Source organism: Chromohalobacter sp., assembly GCF_039830575.1.
Taxonomy (GTDB): Bacteria; Pseudomonadota; Gammaproteobacteria; order Pseudomonadales; family Halomonadaceae; genus Chromohalobacter; species Chromohalobacter israelensis.
On sequence record NZ_JBDOOX010000003.1, the window covers coordinates 56,046 to 72,924 of the forward strand.

A 16,879-nucleotide genomic window follows, 5' to 3' on the forward strand; every position below is an offset into this window, starting at 1 on the left:
CCCTTTTGCGTTGGCTCCGCGGGGAGCGGCCTACAGGTCGAACGCTTCTTTCACCACCGGCCAGGCAGGCTCGCCGTCACGCGTGGTGACGCCATCGACAAAGCCTTCCACCTTGTCGGCGTTGTCGCGCATCCAGGCGATGGCAGCTTCGTCCTTGGGCATCCCGTCCTGATCGTAGCGACGGATCATGTCGCTCTGGTCGTCGGCGGTGAAGTCCAGTTGATCGAGCAACCTGGTGGCATTGGGGTGCGTCTCGGAGAATGTCTTCGTGACCAGGGTGCGCACGTCGCTGCGACCGCCGTCCTCTCCCCACAAGTCCTCGGGGTCGTCGAGATAGGCGATGTCGTACTTGATGTTCATCCAGTGCGGCGTCCAGCCGGCGAAGACGATCCACTCCTGGTTGTCGATGGCACTGTCGGCGGCGCCGAGCATGCCCGGCGTGGATGTCTCGGAAAGCTCCCAGTCGCCCAGGCCGTAAGTATCGCCATCGACGCCGGCATTGAGCTGCTCGCTCATGCCCGTGCCGGTCTCGATGGAGTAGACGGTACGCCCGAAACGCTCGGCGTTTTCCGGCGTGTCGAGATCCTCGGCGGAGGTGACGCCGGCATCGAAGACGTAGCTGGGCACCGCGAAGCCGATGCGCGCGCCATCGACGTTGTTGCCCAGATCGACCAGCTTGCCCTTTTCCAGGGCGGTGTCGTACATGCCCTGCTGGGCGGGCAGCCATCCGGCGAGGAAGGCGTCCAACTCGTTCTGGTTGAGCGCCTGGTAGGTGATGGTGGTGCCGAGCTGCTCCTGCTGCGGCGTATACCCCAGCGTCTCGAGCAACTGCGCGGCGAGTTCGGTCTTGACCGTCACGCCCGGCCACGGTGGTACGGAAAAGCGCACGTCCGCCGTGTCGTCCTGCGCCTGCGCCATGCCCAGCGGCAGGCCGGCCAGGCAGGCACCAAGCAGCGCCGCCTTGGTGCCGCGCGCCAGCGGGTGGGATGCAGTCATCATGTCGATCCTCCTGTTTTGATGATTGTTTATTGTCAGAGCACATCATGATAACACTGTTTTATAGAAAGACAGTGACCGCCGGCTGTCAGTCATCGAGCGGATGCGGCGGATGCTCGCGCTGCTCCGGCGGTGGCGGAAAGTACTGATAGAGCCAGGTTTCGCTCAGGGGGTCGCCGTCGCCCTCCAGCACCATGCGCATGTCGATGGGATCGGTCGAGGCATCCGTGGGGTACCAGTCGAAAATGACGCGAATGCCTTCGAACTCCTCGACCTGAAAGATCTGGATATCGCTGGTCCTGCCCCCCGATATCTCCAACTGCGCCATGATCGGAGGACCGTTCTTGGCAATGTTCAGGATATCGCCGCCCACGTAGTCCACGGCGAAGCGCCGCGCCCACTCCTCGGGATAGTGCTCCCCCGGGGCCCAGCCTTCGGGAAAGGCGCCCATGCCGCTGCGCGTCTCGCGAATGCGTGCCAGGTCGGGCCGCACCGGCGGCAGTGCGCTCCAGTACTGGCGATATGCAAAGGTCAACGAATCGCCGGGCTCGACGGGCGCGGCGGGTTTCCAGAAGGCCACCACGTTGTCCATGGTTTCCCCGGTGGTGGGAATCTCCATCAGCTGGATCTCCCCCTTGCCCCAGTCGCTGCGCGGCTCGATCCACAGGCTGGGACGTTCGTGATAATTGCCGATCACGTCTTCGTAGGCCTCGAAATCGCGCTCGGTCTGCAGCAACCCGAAGCCCTTGGGCGACTCATCGGCGAAGGCGTTGTACTGCAAGACCGGCGGATTGTTGAGCGGTCGGCACACCCACTCCCCGTTGCCCCGCCACATCGTGAGACGGTCGGAATCGTGAATCTGCGGATGAATGGTGTCGCACATGCGGCGCTGGTGCGTGCCACAGCTGAACATGCTGGTCATCGGGGCAATGCCCAGCTGCTCGATGGCCTCGCGAGGGTACAGGTGCTTTTCGATATCCATCACCACCCGCGTCGGCTGGCAGTCGATCACGAAGCGGTAGGCGCCGGCCACCTTGGGCGAATCGAGCAGGGCATAGGCGGTGAAGGTGGTGCTGTCCGGGGCGGGGGTCTCCAGCCAGAAGCGCGTATAGGTGGGGAACTCCTCGTCTTCCGACTCGGCGAAGGTATTGACCGCCAGACCGCGTGCCGAGATGCCGTACTGATAGGTATCGTCCACCGCACGGAAGTAACTCGCGCCGAGAAAGGAAACGATATCGCGCTCGGTCAGCGAGGGTACCTTGAAGACCCGGAAACCGGCGAAGCCCAGGGTGTCCTCGCCCTCGAGCTGGGCGACATCGACGTTCGCACCGTCGTAGCGAAAGATGTCGGGGTCGAAGTGAATCTCGCGCGCCTGGTGCGAGTCCGGGTCGAGGGCGTACATGCGCACGGGTTGGTTGAAGCCCATGCCCACGTGGAAGAACTGCACGTCGAGCTTGCCATCCAGGTCATGCCACAGCGAGTGCCCGGCATCGTAGCCGATGGCGTTGTATTGCTGGGGCGTGAGAGATGCCAGGGTCTCGGGCAGCTCGCGCATGTTGTTGCGATACGGCGCATTGGCCATTTCCCGGGCCAGACGCTGCAACCAGTCGAAACTGAAACGTTGCGCCTCGCCGTCGGCGATGGCGGGCATCTGACGCGTCGCCGCCAGCAAGGGCGCGGCGGGCAGTCCATAAAAGGCCGCCAGGGCCAGTGAGCGCTTGAGCAGGGTTCTGCGGTCCATTATCGGGGGCCTTCCTCTACCAAAGTGGGCGTTTCCTTGCCACGTGCCTCTCTCTGACGTTATCCCACACCAGCGGTTCCCGCATCATGTCTCGCTTGCGTACTTTCAACGTAACCGCGCACCTGGCGGACACGCACAAAAAACCCGGTGCCATGCGACACCGGGCGTTCGACGCTAGCCGTGCGGCGCGCCGTTATTGGCCGAGCTCCCTGGAGCGTTCCGGCTGAACGACCTCGATCCAGTACCCGTCGGGGTCTTTGACGAACACCACGTCCTTCATCTTGCCCTCGTCGGGACGCTTCTTGAATTCGACCTGGTTGGCGTCGAACCACGCCACCGCAGCGGGCAGGTCCGGTACCGAGAAGCAGATATGCCCGAAGCCCTGGGGCTCGGCGTTACCGTCGTGGTAGGCGAAACCTTCCTGATCCTCGGTGCCCCAGTTGTGGGTCAGCTCGAGGATGCCCTTTTGCGAAAGGGTATACACATTGCGCTCGGCGGTGTCTTCCGGCACGGCGTCGTTGTCGTCCACGTTGGCCAGGAAGTACAGCGAGAACTGCATCTCAGGGAAGTCGAGCTTACGCAGCACACGCATGCCGAAGACGCGCGAATAGAACGCCAGCGAGCGCTCGGGATCCTTCATGCGCAGCATGGTGTGGTTGAAACGAAACCCCTGGGTTTCGGCCGACGGCGTCTGCACGCCGGGATACTGTTCACCCTGGAAGCTCATGGCGTCCTCCTGATCGCGGGGATGTGAATCGGTGTCTGGTCGGGAAGGAAGATGAGGGCGCTCGATGAAATTTCCAGGGGGCATCGGCTGGCGCGAGCCTGCAGCATTAGACAAATGTCCCACGGACTGGGATAATTCGCAGACTAATATTTATCTGGCTTTTTCTCTGATCGCCTCGGCCGTTCGGCCGGGGCCGGATATCGTTATGCTGCGTATTTCCACCGATCACTGGCTGCTGGCGTTACGCACGGTACTGGCCGTCTGGCTGGCCCTGTTCCTGGCGTTGCGTCTGGACTTGTACCAGCCCGCCTGGGCCATCCTCGCGGTGATGATCGTCACCCTGCAGCCGGTGATGTTCACCGGCGGCACGCCGCCCATCGGCATCATCATCGGGCGCGGCGTGGCACGGTTCTTCGGCACCCTGTTCGGCGCCGTGGCCGGGCTGGTGCTGATCGCGTTCTTCGGCCAGCAGCCGATGTTGTACCTGCTGTTCTCCGGGGCCTGGCTGGCGTTCTGCATGTACTGGGTGATGCTCGAACAGGACGAATACCTGGGCTACGTGATGATGCTCAGCGGGTATACCGCCACGCTGGTGTCGTTGACCGCCCTCGGCACGGGGGTCGAGGACATCTGGTCCATCGCGCTGGGACGCTTCACGGAAACCGCGCTGGGCATCGGCTGCGGCGTCTTGATGCATCTGCTCATCGCACCGCGTTTCGGGAGCCGGGCTCTCCCCGAGGCGCTCTCGGGGTTTCTGAAAAACGCCGCCGAGGAAACCCTCGCGGCCCTGGACAGCCCACGCCCCCGCGCGACGCAGGACGCACGTCTCAAGGCGCTGCTCGGCGACTATCAGCAGTTCGAGAAGCTACGCGGTCTCACCCGCCTGGAAACCCGGCGCTTGAGTCGTTTCATTCCCGCGCTGGACCGCTTCGCCAGTGACAGCCTGGCGCTGATCACGGCCATCCGCGAACTGGAAACCGCCCTCGACTACCTGCGCGCCTGCGAGGACGGCGAGCACTGGCTGGCGCAATTGAACGCGCATGCCGCACCGCTGCTTGCCACCATCGCCGAACAGCCGGCCGGCGAGCCGCTGGAAAAACTGACGCTGCCGGATTTCGCGTGGGACCCGGAGCGCGTGAGCCCTCGCAGCCGGGTGCGCGCCGAACTGGCCCGCCAACGTCTCGGGGAAGTGCTCGGCCTGCTCCAGCACGGCCGGCGCCTGCGCCATGCACTGAACGCGCCGGCCTCGGCCCGGGTGCACGCCCTGCCCCGCGAAAAGCGTACCCGCACCACGCACAACGAGCACTTCGTGGCCCGTTACAACGCGCTGCGCGTGTTCGTCGCTTTCGAATTGCTGGGCCTGTTCTGGATACACAGCGGCTGGCACTCCGGGTATCTCGCCATGATGCTGCTGGGGGTGTTCACCATGCTGTTCGCCAAGGCGCCCAATCCCGCCGCCGTGGTCTATCAGTTTCTGTGGGGCACGCTCGCCGCCGTCACTCTGGGCGCAGTCTTGCTGTTTCTGGTCCTGCCGGTGATCAACGGGTTCCCGTTGCTGGCCATCGCCATCGGCATACCGGTCATGGTCGGCACGCTTCTCACGCCACGTCCGCGCTGGGCGGCCATGGGCCTCTCCGGGGCCATCACGCTGATGACGCTGCTGAACCTGCACAGCACCTACACCTTCTCACCCACGACCTACATCAACGGCGGCCTCGCCTCGTTGATCGGCACCACCACAGCGATGTTCACCTATGCCCTGATGCGCCAGCGCTCGCCCGCCGAGCGCATACACACCTTGCTCGGCGCCTACTGGCGAGGCGTGGCGCGCTTGATGTGCGAGCCCGCGTTGCCCAATAGGGCACGCCTGGAAAGCCGTCTCTACGACCGCCTGGGCCGCCTGGTGGCACTGGGCGGCTCGGACGACACGCTGCGCGAGGCACTCGATCTGCACGCCCTCGCCTTGTGCGTGTGGCGCATTCGGCGGCTGCGCGAAGAGCTCGCGCCGCACCGCCGGGAGCTCGAGGCCTGGCTGGACGATATCGGCCAGCGCCTGGTGGCGCGGCGACACCACTCGCCCGAGGTCTGGCACGAGCTTTCCGATCAGGCCCGTCAATGGGTCGACCGCTTTTATCACGAGCCCCGGCTCTCCGTCGCCACGGCGGGGGAAATCGCCATGCTGGGGCATCTCATGCGCGAGGCGCCCGGCGTGACGCTGGAGGCCCAGGCCGACGACGCCCCGACCGCCCCGCATGACCGCCGTGCAACGCCGCCCCGACAGGAGACGCCGCATGTTCGCTGAATGGACGTTTCTCGGTTTTCTGATGCCGCCGCTGGCCGTTCCCGTCCTCGTCACGCTCGGCCTCTACCTGCTGCTGCGGCGCGTGTTCACGCGCCTGGGTGTCTATCACTGGTTCTGGCAGCCGGTGCTCGTGGACATCGCACTCTACGCCCTGTTGCTGTGGTCGGTACTCGCCCTCGCCGGTGCCTTGCCGATCGCCCACTAGAAGGATGACGCCATGACGATCTCCTCGCGCGCACGCCGATACGTGCGCCCGCTGCTGACCCTGGCGATACTCGCGCTGGCCGTGATCGCCATCGCGCAGATCTGGAACCACTACATGCATGACCCCTGGACGCGCGATGGCCGCGTTCGGGCCGACATCATCAACCTCGGGACCGATGTCTCGGGCCTGGTCGAAAACCTTCAGGTCGAGGACAACGACTTCGTGCATGCCGGCGACGTGCTGTTCACCATCGACAAGCAGCGCTACGCGCTGGCGCTGTCCGAGGCCCGCGCCAACCTCAACAACCTCGAGCAGCAGCGCGCGGAGGCCAAGGCCGCCAACGCCCGGCGTCAGAAGCTCGGCGACTACGCCTCGCAGGAAGATCGCGACGACGCACGCTTCGCCTACTCCAGCGCTCAGGCTCAGGTCGAGCAGGCCGAGGTCGCGGTCGAGCAGGCCAAGCTCGACCTCGAACGCGCCACCGTGCGCGCCCCGGTCGACGGTTATGTCACCAACCTGCTGCTGCGACCCGGCGAGTACGTCTCGGCCGGCGAGGACGCCGTCACCCTGGTCGATGCCGGCAGCTTTCACGTGCTCGGCTATTTCGAGGAAACCAAGCTCGACGCCATCGACATCGGCGCCCCGGCGCGCATCCAGCTGCTCGCCAGCGACACGCCGCTCTGGGGGCACGTCGACAGCATCGCACGCGGCATTGCCGACAAGAGCCTCGACAGCCAAGGCACGGGGCTGGCGAACGTCAGCACCTCCTTCGACTGGGTCCGGCTCTCGCAGCGCATCCCCGTGCGCATCGCCCTCGACGATGTCCCCGAGGACATCGACCTCGCGGCCGGGCTCACCGCCACGGTCTATCTCAACGACACGCGCAGCGAACACCGGCAGGCCCCGGACTGGCAGCGCACCCTCACCCGCTGGTGGGAATCGCTGGTCAGCATTTGAGGCTTGCCCCGAACGACGCTTGACAGGCCTTGGGGCTGTTCTAGGTTGAAGGAGCCAACGGCTGCGAAGGCCGAAGTAAACATTTGTAATTAAAGGAAATTTACTGCCTCGTGTTGAGACGGCATCGACCTTGTCTCGTCCGCGGGAGGGCGGGAGCAAGGCCGATGGCACGGAGTCAGTCAGCGACAAGGAGTCATTACCGTGAAAGCACTGACCTGGCACGGCACTCACGATGTTCGCGTCGATAACGTGGATGACCCCAAGATCCAGGAACCGCGCGATGCGATCATCAAGATCACCGCAACCGCGATCTGCGGTTCCGACCTCCACCTCTACAACGGCCTGATGGCGGGTATGCAGGCAGGCGACATCATCGGCCACGAGTTCATGGGCGAGGTCGTCGAAACCGGCTCGGCGGTGAACAATCTGAAAAAGGGCGACCGCGTGGTCGTGCCTTTCACCATCGCCTGCGGCGATTGCTTCTTCTGCAACAAGCACTTGTATTCACTGTGCGACGAGTCCAACCCCAACGCCGACATGGCCGCCGACGCCATGGGCCATTCGCCGTCCGCGTTGTTCGGTTACTCGCACATGCTCGGCGGCATTCCCGGCGGCCAGGCCGAATATGCGCGCGTGCCCTACGCGGACGTCGGCCCGATCAAGGTCGAGTCCGACCTGCGCGACGATCAGTTGCTGTTTCTCTCGGACATCTATCCGACGGGCTATCAGGCGGTCGACAACTGCGACATGGAGCCCGGAGATACCGTGGCCATCTGGGGATGCGGCCCGGTCGGCCAGTTCGCCATTCGCAGCGCCTGGATGCGTGGCGCCGGCCGTGTGATCGCCATCGACCGGGTTCCCGAGCGTCTCAAGCTGGCCAACGAGAAAGCCGGAGCGGAAGTCATCGACTTCGAACGGGACGACGTCTACAGCAAGCTGCTCGAGATGACCGGCGGACGCGGGCCGGACTGTGCGATCGACTGCGTCGGGGCCGAGGCTCATGGCCGGGGCGACCCCGAAGCCGAGCGCCGCAGCGCGGACTCGACGGAGGAGAACCACCCGACGGCGCTCAACGAGATGGTCATGTCGGTCCGCAAGGGCGGCCGCCTGTCGCTGCCGGGGGTGTATACCGACAAGGTCGACGGCTTCGCGCTGCACGCCTTGATGAACAAGTCGTTATCGGTCAAGAGCGGGCAAACCCACATGCAGCAGTATCTCAAGCCGTTGCTCAACACGGTGGAACAGGGGCTGATCGACCCTTCCTTCATCATCACTCACCGCTATCCGCTGGCCCAGGCGCCCGAGGCCTATGCCAACTTCAATGCCAAGCAGGACGGCTGCATCAAGGTGGTGATGACACCCTAGGACGGGCTGCCCGAGCGCATGGCGCCCGGGCGGGCAGGAGGCCGATGCCCCGCTGCATGTGAGCTTCTCCCGAGGGCCGAGCATCCGGCCCGGCCTTCGGGGACCCACCACGCCACGGGCGCGGCGATCCGCACGCCCGCTCGTTTCAGGCGCCGTCGGTACGCTGCGCTTCCTCCTCGGCTTCCAGCGCCAGTTCCAGTTGCCCTTCTTCCTGCGCGGCTTCTTCCGTCCAGGCCGTGCCCAGCGGCGTGGTGTCCGAGGCCACCATCACGTAGTGGCCCTGCTCGGGCGATTCGCTGGTGGGATAGTGACGAATGCAGTAAAGCCCGAACAGCACCATGATGATGTGCATGACGGCCAGGTCCCACAGGAAACCATCCGGCCCCAGCCATTCCATCAGCACCCCGGCGCTGGCCGGCCCCAGAATCGCGCCGATGCCCAACGCCAGGACGAGACTGGCACTGGCCGCCACGGTCTGCTGATCGGTGAGGAAGTCATTGGCGCAGGCCAGAAAGATCGAGTAGAGCGTGAGTGTGGTCGCACCCAGCAACGCCCCGAGCAGCGTCAAGGCCATCGGCGACCAGCCGCTGACGAGCGCACCGACCAGCGCCAGCATCACCGCGACCAGGGCGACGCCGACGATCACCCATTGGCGGTCGGCCTTGTCGGACAGCTTGCCCAGCGGCCACTGCAGGATCGCGCCGCCGAAGATGAAGGCGCTCATGAAGACCGAGACCTGGGCGACGCTCAAGCCGCTGTTGGTGGCGAACACCGCCCCCATGCCGAACACGGCGCCATTGGTGATGCCGGTCATGAAGCAACCCACCGTGCCCAGCGGCGAGAGCCGGTACAACGCGCGCAGGCTCATCGCCTCGGGCTGACTGAGTTCGGGCTGCGGCGTGTAGCTGATCAAGATCGGCACCAGGGCGAGCGAGACCAGGATCGACACCAGCAGGAACAACGCCATGCCCGAGGGGTCGGCACTGCCCAGCAGCAGTTGCCCACCACCCATGCCGAGATAGCTGATCACCATGTAGATCGCCAGCAGGCGCCCGCGCAGCCGGTTGGAGGCATAACCGTTGAGCCAGCTTTCGGCGACGACGTAGAGCCCGGCATACGTAAAGCCGGTGACGAAGCGCATGGCCGCCCACACCAGAGGCTCGACGAACAGGGCATGAATCAGGATCGCCACCGAGGTGATCGAGGCCAGCGCGGCGAAGACCCGCACGTGCCCGACCTCGCGCAGCTTGCGTGGCGTCAGCACCGAGCCGACCAGAAAGCCCACGAAGTAGGACGACATCACCAGTCCCGTGACCGTGTTGCCGAAATCCGCCGCCGAGGCCCGCACCCCGAGCAGCGAGCCCTGCAGACCATTGCCCATCATCAAAAGCCCGACGCCGAGCAGCAGCGTCCATAGGCTCCAGGCAGCGGACAAGGTGGTGGGACGAGTGGTGGCGGCCTTCATCGCGGGGCTCCCGGTCGGTAAAACGATCATACGCGCGCCAGGATAATACTCGGTCCCGTCGAGGGATACGGCGGGACACGCCACGGCGTGCGACGCGACATGCCTCGGATGAGACACGTCAGTCAATGCGGTATACTGCTTAGTAAGCTAATTAAATCACTCAGCGCGAGGTTGCATGAATCCCGTCATCGAACTGCTCAACGCCCACCGCTCGATCCGCCGCTTCACCGATCGCAAGATCGCGCCTGAATTGCTGCGGGAACTCATCCAGGCCGGGCAAAGCGCCGCGACGTCCAGCCATGTTCAGGCCTACAGCGTCATCCACGTGAAGAATCCGGCCAATCGCGAGACCCTCGCCGAACTGGCGGGCGGGCAGGACTACATCGCCACCTGTTCCGACTTCCTGGTGTTCTGCGCCGACATGAAGCGCCCCGCCGAGGCCGCCGAGCGCGCCGGCGCCGATGCCACCCGCGGCATGACCGAACAGCTGCTGGTCGCCAGCGTGGACGCCGCGCTCATGGCGCAGAACGTCGTCGTGGCCGCCGAGTCCGAGGGGCTGGGCATCTGCTACATCGGCGGCATTCGCAATAACCCGCAAGCCGTGAGCGATCTGCTGCGCCTGCCCGAACATGTCTACCCGGTCTTCGGCCTGTGCCTCGGGTATCCGGATCAGACCCCGGAGGTCAAGCCGCGCCTGCCGGTCGAGGCCATCCTCAAGGAAGACTACTACCGTGACGATCAGGCCCAGGTCGACGCCTTCGACGCCACCATGCGCGAGTACTACCAAGCGCGCAGCAGCACGCAGAAGGACACCACCTGGTCGCAGAACCTCATGCCGCTGTTCGAGCACAAGGTGCGCCCGCACATGCGTGACTTCCTCGTCTCGCGCGGTTTCGAGATGAAATGAAGACGGCCGCGCCCGCCCTCGCGCGACACGGGCGGGCGCAACGGTCATCGGCGACTGCCTGGCTAGGCGGTCGTCGCGGCGCGCCTGGCGCCGCGGCGGCGTACCAGCGCATCCACCGCCGCCATGACGATCATCGAGGCCCCCACCAGCGGGAAGATCACGCCGCCGATGGCGAGCAACGCCAGCACGCCGCGCAAGCGACGGGGATCCTTGGGTTCAGGGGGAATCCCCAGCTTGCCGCTCGGCCGGCGCTTCCACCACATCACGCCCGACGAGACGCACAGCAGCACGATCCCCGCGCAGGCCAGCGCCAGAATCAACTGATTGGCGAGCCCGTATTGCTGCCCCATGTGCACGTTGATGCCCCACTCCAGCGACTTGCCCAGCGGGCCGTAGTCGGCGTAGCTCATGTCCAGCAGTGGCTCGCCGCTATATCGGTCCAGATGCACGACCCGCTGTCGTGAAAGATCGTCGGGGTAGATCGAGCCGGTATAGACGCCGACAGGGCTGCTCGGCAGGCTGACGGCATATCCTGGGGCCAGCCCCAGCGCGTCGAACGCCTTCACTGCGCCGTTGAGGCCGATGCCCGGCGCGCCCTCGCGCCCAGGCGTCGATTCCGGCAGCCGTGCCTGCTCCAGCGACCAGGTGGTCATCTCCCGCTCCGCCAGTCGTTCGTCGGAGACCGGGACGTTGACGCGCACGCCATCCGGATAGCCGAAGTTGTGACCGTTGGCGAGTTCGTTGACCTTGCTGCCCCACAGCGTGGACCACGGCATGCCGGTCATCGCCAGAAAGAGAATGAAGCCCCCGACGAAGATGCCGGTGACGGCGTGAAGGTCACGCCAGAACAGTCGCTTCGCCGGGGTCGCACGTACCGTCATCACGCCGCCGCGTCGGCCACGCGGCCACCACAGATAGATCCCGGTCAGCACGAGCAGGATCGACCAGCCGCCGACGATTTCGATGATCAAACTCGCCGTCTCGCCGAAGTAGCTGAGGCTGTGGATGGTGCGCACGATCCACATCACGCTGCCGCGATAGGGAATCGTGCCGGTGACCTCGCCGGTGTAAGGGTCGACGTAGACGGCTTGCTTGCCGTCGGCGGTGGTGACGTCGACCTCCGCGGCTAGGTTGGAGGCGGCAGGAGGCACGTAACGGAACGCCTCGCCGGGATGCGCCGCCATGGCGGCATCCAGCTGTTGCTGCGGCGATACCGTCGGTGACGATTGCGCCTCGACGCGCACGATGTCCGCGTTGAGCCACTGGTCGATCTCATCCTTGAAAAGGTAGAGCCCGCCGGTCACCGCCAGCAAAATAAGGAAGGGAATCGCGATGAGACCCGCGTAGAAATGCCAACGCCAGACCGCCCGATAGAGGTCGCTGGCGTCACGTGAAGAACGCGCAGAAGTACGAGACATGAAGCCCCCGAATAGCGTGCCATGGCTACCGGTCGGTAGCCGATTCCATCCTGTGGCCGACGACACCGGCGCAGGCACGACATGCAGACGCGCCACGCTCGGCGTCGAGACCATTCATGCGTGATGGCACGCGTACGGCGGCGCGCGGGTCAGCGCATTGGGGAAGGTGGTCGTCACCGCCTGGGACGCGAGCACTCTCGGCACGCGCGGCGCGATGACGGCGGCGTTGTCCGCCATGGAGGCAGTGGAAGCCCCTTCGAGGACCGGAAAATGGCCGAACAGGGAACAATAGAGGCACTGATCGTGCAGGCCGATCGAAGCCACGTGACCGCCCCGCGTATGGTCACCGTGCCCGGCCTCTGCATGCATCATCGCGTGCGAGGGCATCGCATCGTGCCGCAGGGAAGCACTGGCCTGCCCGACCACCGGGCCGCACACCACCAGCAGCATGGCGAACAGGCTCAGCCAGGCGGTAACACGACGCAGGGACGTACGCAGGGAAAAGGGCATGGGACTCGACCGTGGGACCTTCAAACAGACGCCATACTAGCGCAGCCCCGGCGTCGACACAGCCGGATGCGCGGCAGTGAAAAGCGTCGTCGAACGCGCTCCCCGGGCGCAACCCCGGCCGAAAGCGCCCTCGCGTGCCATCATCGGGGAACGGGTGCGACAATCCGTCTCGCGTCATGCTCGCACCTCGAACGAAGCGGCCCGCCGGTCTAAGCTCGACAATGCCACGGCTTGCTTCATTCAACTACGCAAGGAGCGTGTCATCATGCGAACCATCGGTTTGCTCGGCGGAATGAGCTGGGAGTCCACCGAGAGCTACTATCGGGCGCTGAACGAAGGCGTGAAACAGGCGCTGGGCGGCTTTCATTCGGCGAAGATCGCGATGGTGAGCGTCGACTTCGCCGAGATCGAGACCCTGCAGCGCGACGGACGCTGGGACGCGGCCGGGGAAGCGCTGGCCGCCGCCGCGCGCCAGATCGAGCACGCCGGCGCGGATTTTCTGCTGATCGCCACGAACACCATGCACAAGGTGGCACCGCAGGTGGAAGCGGCCATCGACATTCCGCTGCTGCACATCGCCGACGCCACGGCCGAAAGTCTGGTCGCCGACGGCATCACTCGGGTCGGGCTGCTGGGCACGCGCTTCACCATGGAGCAGGACTTCTACAAGCAACGCCTGAGCGAGCGTTACGGTATCGACGTGGTCGTGCCCGACGACACCCAGCGCGAATGCGTGCATCGGGTGATTTTCGAGGAGCTGTGCCTCGGGCGCATCGAATCCGCCTCGCGAGATGCATTTCTCGCCGTGATCGACGCCTTGCATGCGCGGGGCGCACAGGCGGTAATTCTCGGCTGTACCGAAATCGCCATGTTGATCAAGGCAACCGACACTCAGGTACCGCTCTACGACACCACGGCGTTGCATGCCCAGGCCGCCGTGAAACGCGCCCTCTCCGGCTCCCCCTTGTCGGAAGACACTCAATAAGCCCGGGAGGCTCCATGTCAGCAGACACCACGCAAGACCGCATCAGCCTGCACCCGCATACGCATCGCGTGCGGGTATGGAACGGCGCCACCTTGCTCGCCGACAGCACGCGCGCCGTCGAGCTGCGCGAGAAAGGGTATCCCCCGCGCCAATACCTGCCCGAAAGCGACGTGCAGATGGCGCAACTGTTGCGCTCCACCACCGTGACGCACTGCCCCTTCAAGGGCGACGCCACGTACTACCGTACTGACGACCATCCCGACGTCGCCTGGCAATACGCCGAACCACTGGCGGACATGGCGGCGATTGCCGGCCGGCTGGCATTCGACGACAGCGTGGTGACGGTGCAGGTGGACGCCGAGTAAGCGGGCACGCGCGCGTGCCATCAGCCAGTCACGAGGCCACGCAGATCGTTATTGGTACCTGGATCGGTGCTTGAATGGATACTTGGCGTCAGTGCACCACGTTGCGGATGAAGCGCAGACGCCCCGTACCCTCGTTGCGGTAACGGTGGAACTGGTCGCTGGGATAGACGTGAAAGTCACCGGCCTCGATCGTTACCTCGCGGTCCGCGAGCTCCAGGGTCAGCGTGCCCTCGATCACCACCAGCATCTCGTGCCAGCCGGTGCCGTCGGCGACGGACTCGTAACTCTCTCCGGGCTCCATCGACCAGGACCACAGCTCGACCTCCTGTCGCGCCGGCTTGCTCGCCAGCAGCCGGGCGTGACTGTCGGGAAAACGCCCCACCCAGGCGACTTCGTCGATGCGCGCCGAGTCCTCGCTGCCCGGCGGCTGAACCAGGGCGTAGAACAGTACCCCCAGCGCCTCGGCAAGTCGATCCAGCGTGCTCAGGCTGACGTTGACGTCGCCCTTTTCGATATTGACCAGCATGCGCCGGCTCACGCCGGCCCGCTCGGCCAGTGCCTGCTGGCTCAGCGACGCCCCCTGGCGCAGGCGTCTCACGTTGGCGGCAACGTGCACCAGGACATCGGGACGCTCGCTAGACTTGTGCACTATATTGCCCATCCGTACAATCGCGATTCTCTCGAATGCCAGCGTCCGGCCATGTCGGCAGGATGCGACTGGCGCCGTCAGGAAGGCATCATGCCGCAGCACCAAGGAGGTGTCATGTCAGTCGCCGTGCGTGAATTCGTGGCCAAGGTCTGGCCGGTGGCCATGTTGATCGTGGCGATGTGCTCCATCCAGACCGGGGCGTCCATCGCCAAGACCTTGTTCCCGGTCATCGGCGCCACCGGGACGACCTCGATTCGCCTGATCCTCGCGGCGGGATTGCTGCTGATCGTGATGCGGCCCTGGCGCCAGCGGTTCAGCCGCCGCGCCTGGAAGTCGACCGTGATCTACGGCGTCGCCCTGGGCGTCATGAACCTGCTGTTCTACCAGGCGCTGCAGACGGTACCACTGGGGATCGCGGTGGCGCTGGAGTTCACCGGGCCGCTCGCCGTGGCGGTGCTCTCCTCGCGACGCTGGCTGGATCTGCTGTGGGTGGCATTCGCCGTGCTCGGCCTGGCGTGCCTGCTGCTGCTGGGCGATGAGAGCAACGGCGCGGTCGACCCTTACGGCGCAGCCTGTGCGCTGGGAGCCGGCGTCTGCTGGGCGCTGTATATCCTGTTCGGACAAAAGGCGGGCTCGGTCAATGGCGCCCAGAGCGCCACGCTGGGCATCACCATCGCGGCGGTGGTGATCGCCCCCGTCGGCCTGATCGACGTCGGCCCGGCGATTTTCGCGCCGGAGGTCCTCCCGCTGGCATTCGCCGTCGCCGTGCTTTCCACCGCCCTGCCCTACACGCTCGAAATGGTGGCACTACCGCGCCTGCCGACCCAGACCTTCGGCACGCTGATGAGTCTGGAACCGGCGATCGGCGCGCTCTCCGGCCTGCTGTTCCTGAGCCAGCTCCTGAGTGGCCTGCAGTGGCTGGCCATCGGCCTGATCATCGTCGCCTCGATCGGTACCACGCTGACGGTGCGCCGGCGCGACACCTTCGAGACCCCGGCGCCGGACTGAGCGGCCGGCCGCTTGGGCGTCGCTTCCAGGCCCAGCGGCCCCTCATGCCCTACGGCGTATCGAGGACCCCGAGACCGGACAGGATGCGGTAGGCCGCCTCGACGCGCGCGTCATTGGGATAGTTCTTGTTGGCCAGCATCACCAGCCCCGTCTGTTCGCCGGGAAGCATCACGATGTAGCCGCCGAAGCCGTTGGTGGAGCCGGTCTTGTTGACCCAGACATCATCGCGTGGCGCCTGCGGCGGCACGATCGCCTCGGCCGCGTTGGGCTCGAGGATCATGTCGTACCCGTTGCCGGCGCGCAGGGTATCGAGCGCTACGGGCAGCGGATACTGCTCCCAGATCAGGGCCTGGGTCATGTCGCCGACCCGGTAATGACCCTGGCGGGTCGCATCGATGGCCTGCTGAAGCTCGGCGTCGACATCCGCGAGATGCAGGTTGGCTCGCACCAGCCCGGCCAGATCGGCGGCCGTGGTCTTGAGCCCGTAGGCTTCGTCGTCGAGCACGCCGGGCGAGACACGGATCGGCTGGCCGTCCTTGGCCTCGCCCATGGCGTAGTGCGCCATGCGCGCCTCGGGAACGTCGTACCAGGTGTCCCGCATGCCGAGCGGCGCCAGCACCTTGGCGCGCATCGTCGGCACGAATTCGCCCCCCAGGCTCGCCGCCGTCTCCAGCCCCAACAGGCCGATCCCCAGATTGGAATAGGTACGGCTCTCGCCGATGGGCTGGCTTGGCTGCCAGTCTCGATACCAGGCCATCAGCGATGCATGGTCGGTCACTTCGTCAGGCACGAACAGCGGCAGCCCGCCACCGGTGTGAGTACCGAGGTTGAGCCCATCGATCCTGTCGAAGGCGCTGCCTTCGAGCTCAGGCAGGTAACGGCTCACGGGCGCCTCGAGGTCGAGCTTGCCCTCGACGGCGGCCAACGAGGCCAGGGTCGCGGTCAAGGTCTTGCTGAGCGAGCCGATCTCGAACAGGGTGTCGTCGTCGACCGGTGTGCCGGTCTTGCGGTCGGCGACACCGTAATGGGCGATCGTCGTACCCTTCGGCCCGACGAGGGCGACCGCCATGCCGGGGATCTGCTGCGCCTCCATCAATGATGCGACGATGGGGTCGAGCACCTCGCGAACCTGCTTGTTCGATGCCTGGTCCTGCGCCTGCGCCACGCCACTTGCTCCCAGTAACGTCAGCGATACACCCAGCAGCCATCCTTTCATTGCGCTTCCTGCTCCCCTGTCGATAAGCCAAATTCCCGAGCCGGTATCATGCTTCAAAAGCAT

The 16,879-nt window shown here is 65.4% G+C and carries 16 protein-coding genes; 8 read left to right on the forward strand and 8 right to left on the reverse strand.

Annotated features, from left to right (window positions below; translation table 11 throughout):
• Positions 1-30: 30 nt before the first annotated feature.
• The 3 genes from ABGX75_RS01195 to gloA all read right to left on the reverse strand — a co-directional run bounded on the left by ABGX75_RS01195 (position 31) and on the right by gloA (position 3,464).
• Positions 31-999, reverse strand: coding sequence for an ABC transporter substrate-binding protein (locus ABGX75_RS01195; protein WP_301968613.1), 969 nt, complete (start codon positions 997-999; stop codon positions 31-33).
• Between the two features lie 85 nt (positions 1,000-1,084).
• Complete coding sequence (locus ABGX75_RS01200) at positions 1,085-2,737, reverse strand: glucan biosynthesis protein D (protein WP_110060906.1); 1,653 nt, start codon at positions 2,735-2,737, stop codon at positions 1,085-1,087.
• Between the two features lie 193 nt (positions 2,738-2,930).
• Positions 2,931-3,464, reverse strand: coding sequence for a lactoylglutathione lyase (gene gloA / locus ABGX75_RS01205; RefSeq protein WP_110060907.1), 534 nt, complete (start codon positions 3,462-3,464; stop codon positions 2,931-2,933).
• Between the two features lie 205 nt (positions 3,465-3,669).
• On the opposite strand from gloA, the gene ABGX75_RS01210 reads away from it, so the two are divergent.
• The 4 genes from ABGX75_RS01210 to ABGX75_RS01225 all read left to right on the forward strand — a co-directional run bounded on the left by ABGX75_RS01210 (position 3,670) and on the right by ABGX75_RS01225 (position 8,293).
• Positions 3,670-5,766, forward strand: coding sequence for an FUSC family protein (locus ABGX75_RS01210; protein ID WP_347410881.1), 2,097 nt, complete (start codon positions 3,670-3,672; stop codon positions 5,764-5,766).
• On the forward strand, positions 5,756-5,971 hold the full coding sequence (locus tag ABGX75_RS01215) for a DUF1656 domain-containing protein (protein ID WP_181396247.1): 216 nt from the start codon (positions 5,756-5,758) through the stop codon (positions 5,969-5,971). Before ABGX75_RS01210 ends, ABGX75_RS01215 begins: the two co-directional genes overlap by 11 nt.
• 12 nt (positions 5,972-5,983) lie before the next feature.
• Positions 5,984-6,928 (forward strand): efflux RND transporter periplasmic adaptor subunit, encoded by a 945-nt coding sequence (locus ABGX75_RS01220; protein ID WP_110060910.1) that lies wholly within the window; start codon positions 5,984-5,986, stop codon positions 6,926-6,928.
• A gap of 201 nt (positions 6,929-7,129) precedes the next feature.
• Positions 7,130-8,293, forward strand: coding sequence for a zinc-dependent alcohol dehydrogenase (locus ABGX75_RS01225; RefSeq protein ID WP_035414942.1), 1,164 nt, complete (start codon positions 7,130-7,132; stop codon positions 8,291-8,293).
• 145 nt (positions 8,294-8,438) lie between these two features.
• Here the strand turns inward: ABGX75_RS01225 and ABGX75_RS01230 are convergent, their stop codons facing one another.
• The gene (locus ABGX75_RS01230; RefSeq protein WP_347410880.1) at positions 8,439-9,758 is read right to left on the reverse strand and encodes an MFS transporter; all 1,320 of its coding nucleotides are present in this window, start codon (positions 9,756-9,758) and stop codon (positions 8,439-8,441) included.
• Between the two features lie 175 nt (positions 9,759-9,933).
• Here ABGX75_RS01230 and nfsA point away from each other — a divergent pair, with 175 nt between their 5' ends.
• Positions 9,934-10,665 carry an oxygen-insensitive NADPH nitroreductase gene (gene nfsA, locus ABGX75_RS01235; protein ID WP_110060912.1) on the forward strand — a complete coding sequence of 244 codons (732 nt, stop codon included), beginning with the start codon at positions 9,934-9,936 and terminating at the stop codon, positions 10,663-10,665.
• Positions 10,666-10,727: 62 nt separating this feature from the next.
• Here the strand turns inward: nfsA and ABGX75_RS01240 are convergent, their stop codons facing one another.
• Positions 10,728-12,083 (reverse strand): PepSY domain-containing protein, encoded by a 1,356-nt coding sequence (locus tag ABGX75_RS01240; RefSeq protein ID WP_347410879.1) that lies wholly within the window; start codon positions 12,081-12,083, stop codon positions 10,728-10,730.
• Between the two features lie 114 nt (positions 12,084-12,197).
• On the reverse strand, positions 12,198-12,593 hold the full coding sequence (locus ABGX75_RS01245; protein WP_347410878.1) for a DUF2946 domain-containing protein: 396 nt from the start codon (positions 12,591-12,593) through the stop codon (positions 12,198-12,200).
• A gap of 265 nt (positions 12,594-12,858) precedes the next feature.
• On the opposite strand from ABGX75_RS01245, the gene ABGX75_RS01250 reads away from it, so the two are divergent.
• Complete coding sequence (locus ABGX75_RS01250) at positions 12,859-13,578, forward strand: aspartate/glutamate racemase family protein (RefSeq protein ID WP_179152503.1); 720 nt, start codon at positions 12,859-12,861, stop codon at positions 13,576-13,578.
• 14 nt (positions 13,579-13,592) lie between these two features.
• On the forward strand, positions 13,593-13,943 hold the full coding sequence (locus tag ABGX75_RS01255; RefSeq protein WP_179152502.1) for a DUF427 domain-containing protein: 351 nt from the start codon (positions 13,593-13,595) through the stop codon (positions 13,941-13,943).
• A gap of 88 nt (positions 13,944-14,031) precedes the next feature.
• Here the strand turns inward: ABGX75_RS01255 and ABGX75_RS01260 are convergent, their stop codons facing one another.
• Positions 14,032-14,592 (reverse strand): XRE family transcriptional regulator, encoded by a 561-nt coding sequence (locus tag ABGX75_RS01260; RefSeq protein WP_287124404.1) that lies wholly within the window; start codon positions 14,590-14,592, stop codon positions 14,032-14,034.
• A 114-nt stretch (positions 14,593-14,706) separates the two neighbouring features.
• Between ABGX75_RS01260 and rhtA the strand changes: the two genes are divergently transcribed.
• A complete protein-coding gene (gene rhtA / locus ABGX75_RS01265) occupies positions 14,707-15,600 on the forward strand; it encodes a threonine/homoserine exporter RhtA (protein WP_347410877.1) in 894 nt (297 codons plus the stop codon).
• 49 nt (positions 15,601-15,649) lie between these two features.
• Here rhtA and ampC read toward each other — a convergent pair whose 3' ends face one another.
• Complete coding sequence (gene ampC, locus ABGX75_RS01270) at positions 15,650-16,816, reverse strand: class C beta-lactamase (protein WP_287124405.1); 1,167 nt, start codon at positions 16,814-16,816, stop codon at positions 15,650-15,652.
• Positions 16,817-16,879 lie beyond the last annotated feature (63 nt).

Coding starts and splice junctions, on each gene's coding strand:
- ABGX75_RS01195 (WP_301968613.1), bottom strand. CDS start 999: ATGATGACTGCATCCCACCCGCTGGCGCGCGGCACCAAGGCGGCGCTG.
- ABGX75_RS01200 (WP_110060906.1), bottom strand. CDS start 2,737: ATGGACCGCAGAACCCTGCTCAAGCGCTCACTGGCCCTGGCGGCCTTT.
- gloA (WP_110060907.1), bottom strand. CDS start 3,464: ATGAGCTTCCAGGGTGAACAGTATCCCGGCGTGCAGACGCCGTCGGCC.
- ABGX75_RS01210 (WP_347410881.1), top strand. CDS start 3,670: ATGCTGCGTATTTCCACCGATCACTGGCTGCTGGCGTTACGCACGGTA.
- ABGX75_RS01215 (WP_181396247.1), top strand. CDS start 5,756: ATGTTCGCTGAATGGACGTTTCTCGGTTTTCTGATGCCGCCGCTGGCC.
- ABGX75_RS01220 (WP_110060910.1), top strand. CDS start 5,984: ATGACGATCTCCTCGCGCGCACGCCGATACGTGCGCCCGCTGCTGACC.
- ABGX75_RS01230 (WP_347410880.1), bottom strand. CDS start 9,758: ATGAAGGCCGCCACCACTCGTCCCACCACCTTGTCCGCTGCCTGGAGC.
- nfsA (WP_110060912.1), top strand. CDS start 9,934: ATGAATCCCGTCATCGAACTGCTCAACGCCCACCGCTCGATCCGCCGC.
- ABGX75_RS01240 (WP_347410879.1), bottom strand. CDS start 12,083: ATGTCTCGTACTTCTGCGCGTTCTTCACGTGACGCCAGCGACCTCTAT.
- ABGX75_RS01245 (WP_347410878.1), bottom strand. CDS start 12,593: ATGCCCTTTTCCCTGCGTACGTCCCTGCGTCGTGTTACCGCCTGGCTG.
- ABGX75_RS01250 (WP_179152503.1), top strand. CDS start 12,859: ATGCGAACCATCGGTTTGCTCGGCGGAATGAGCTGGGAGTCCACCGAG.
- ABGX75_RS01255 (WP_179152502.1), top strand. CDS start 13,593: ATGTCAGCAGACACCACGCAAGACCGCATCAGCCTGCACCCGCATACG.
- rhtA (WP_347410877.1), top strand. CDS start 14,707: ATGTCAGTCGCCGTGCGTGAATTCGTGGCCAAGGTCTGGCCGGTGGCC.
- ampC (WP_287124405.1), bottom strand. CDS start 16,816: ATGAAAGGATGGCTGCTGGGTGTATCGCTGACGTTACTGGGAGCAAGT.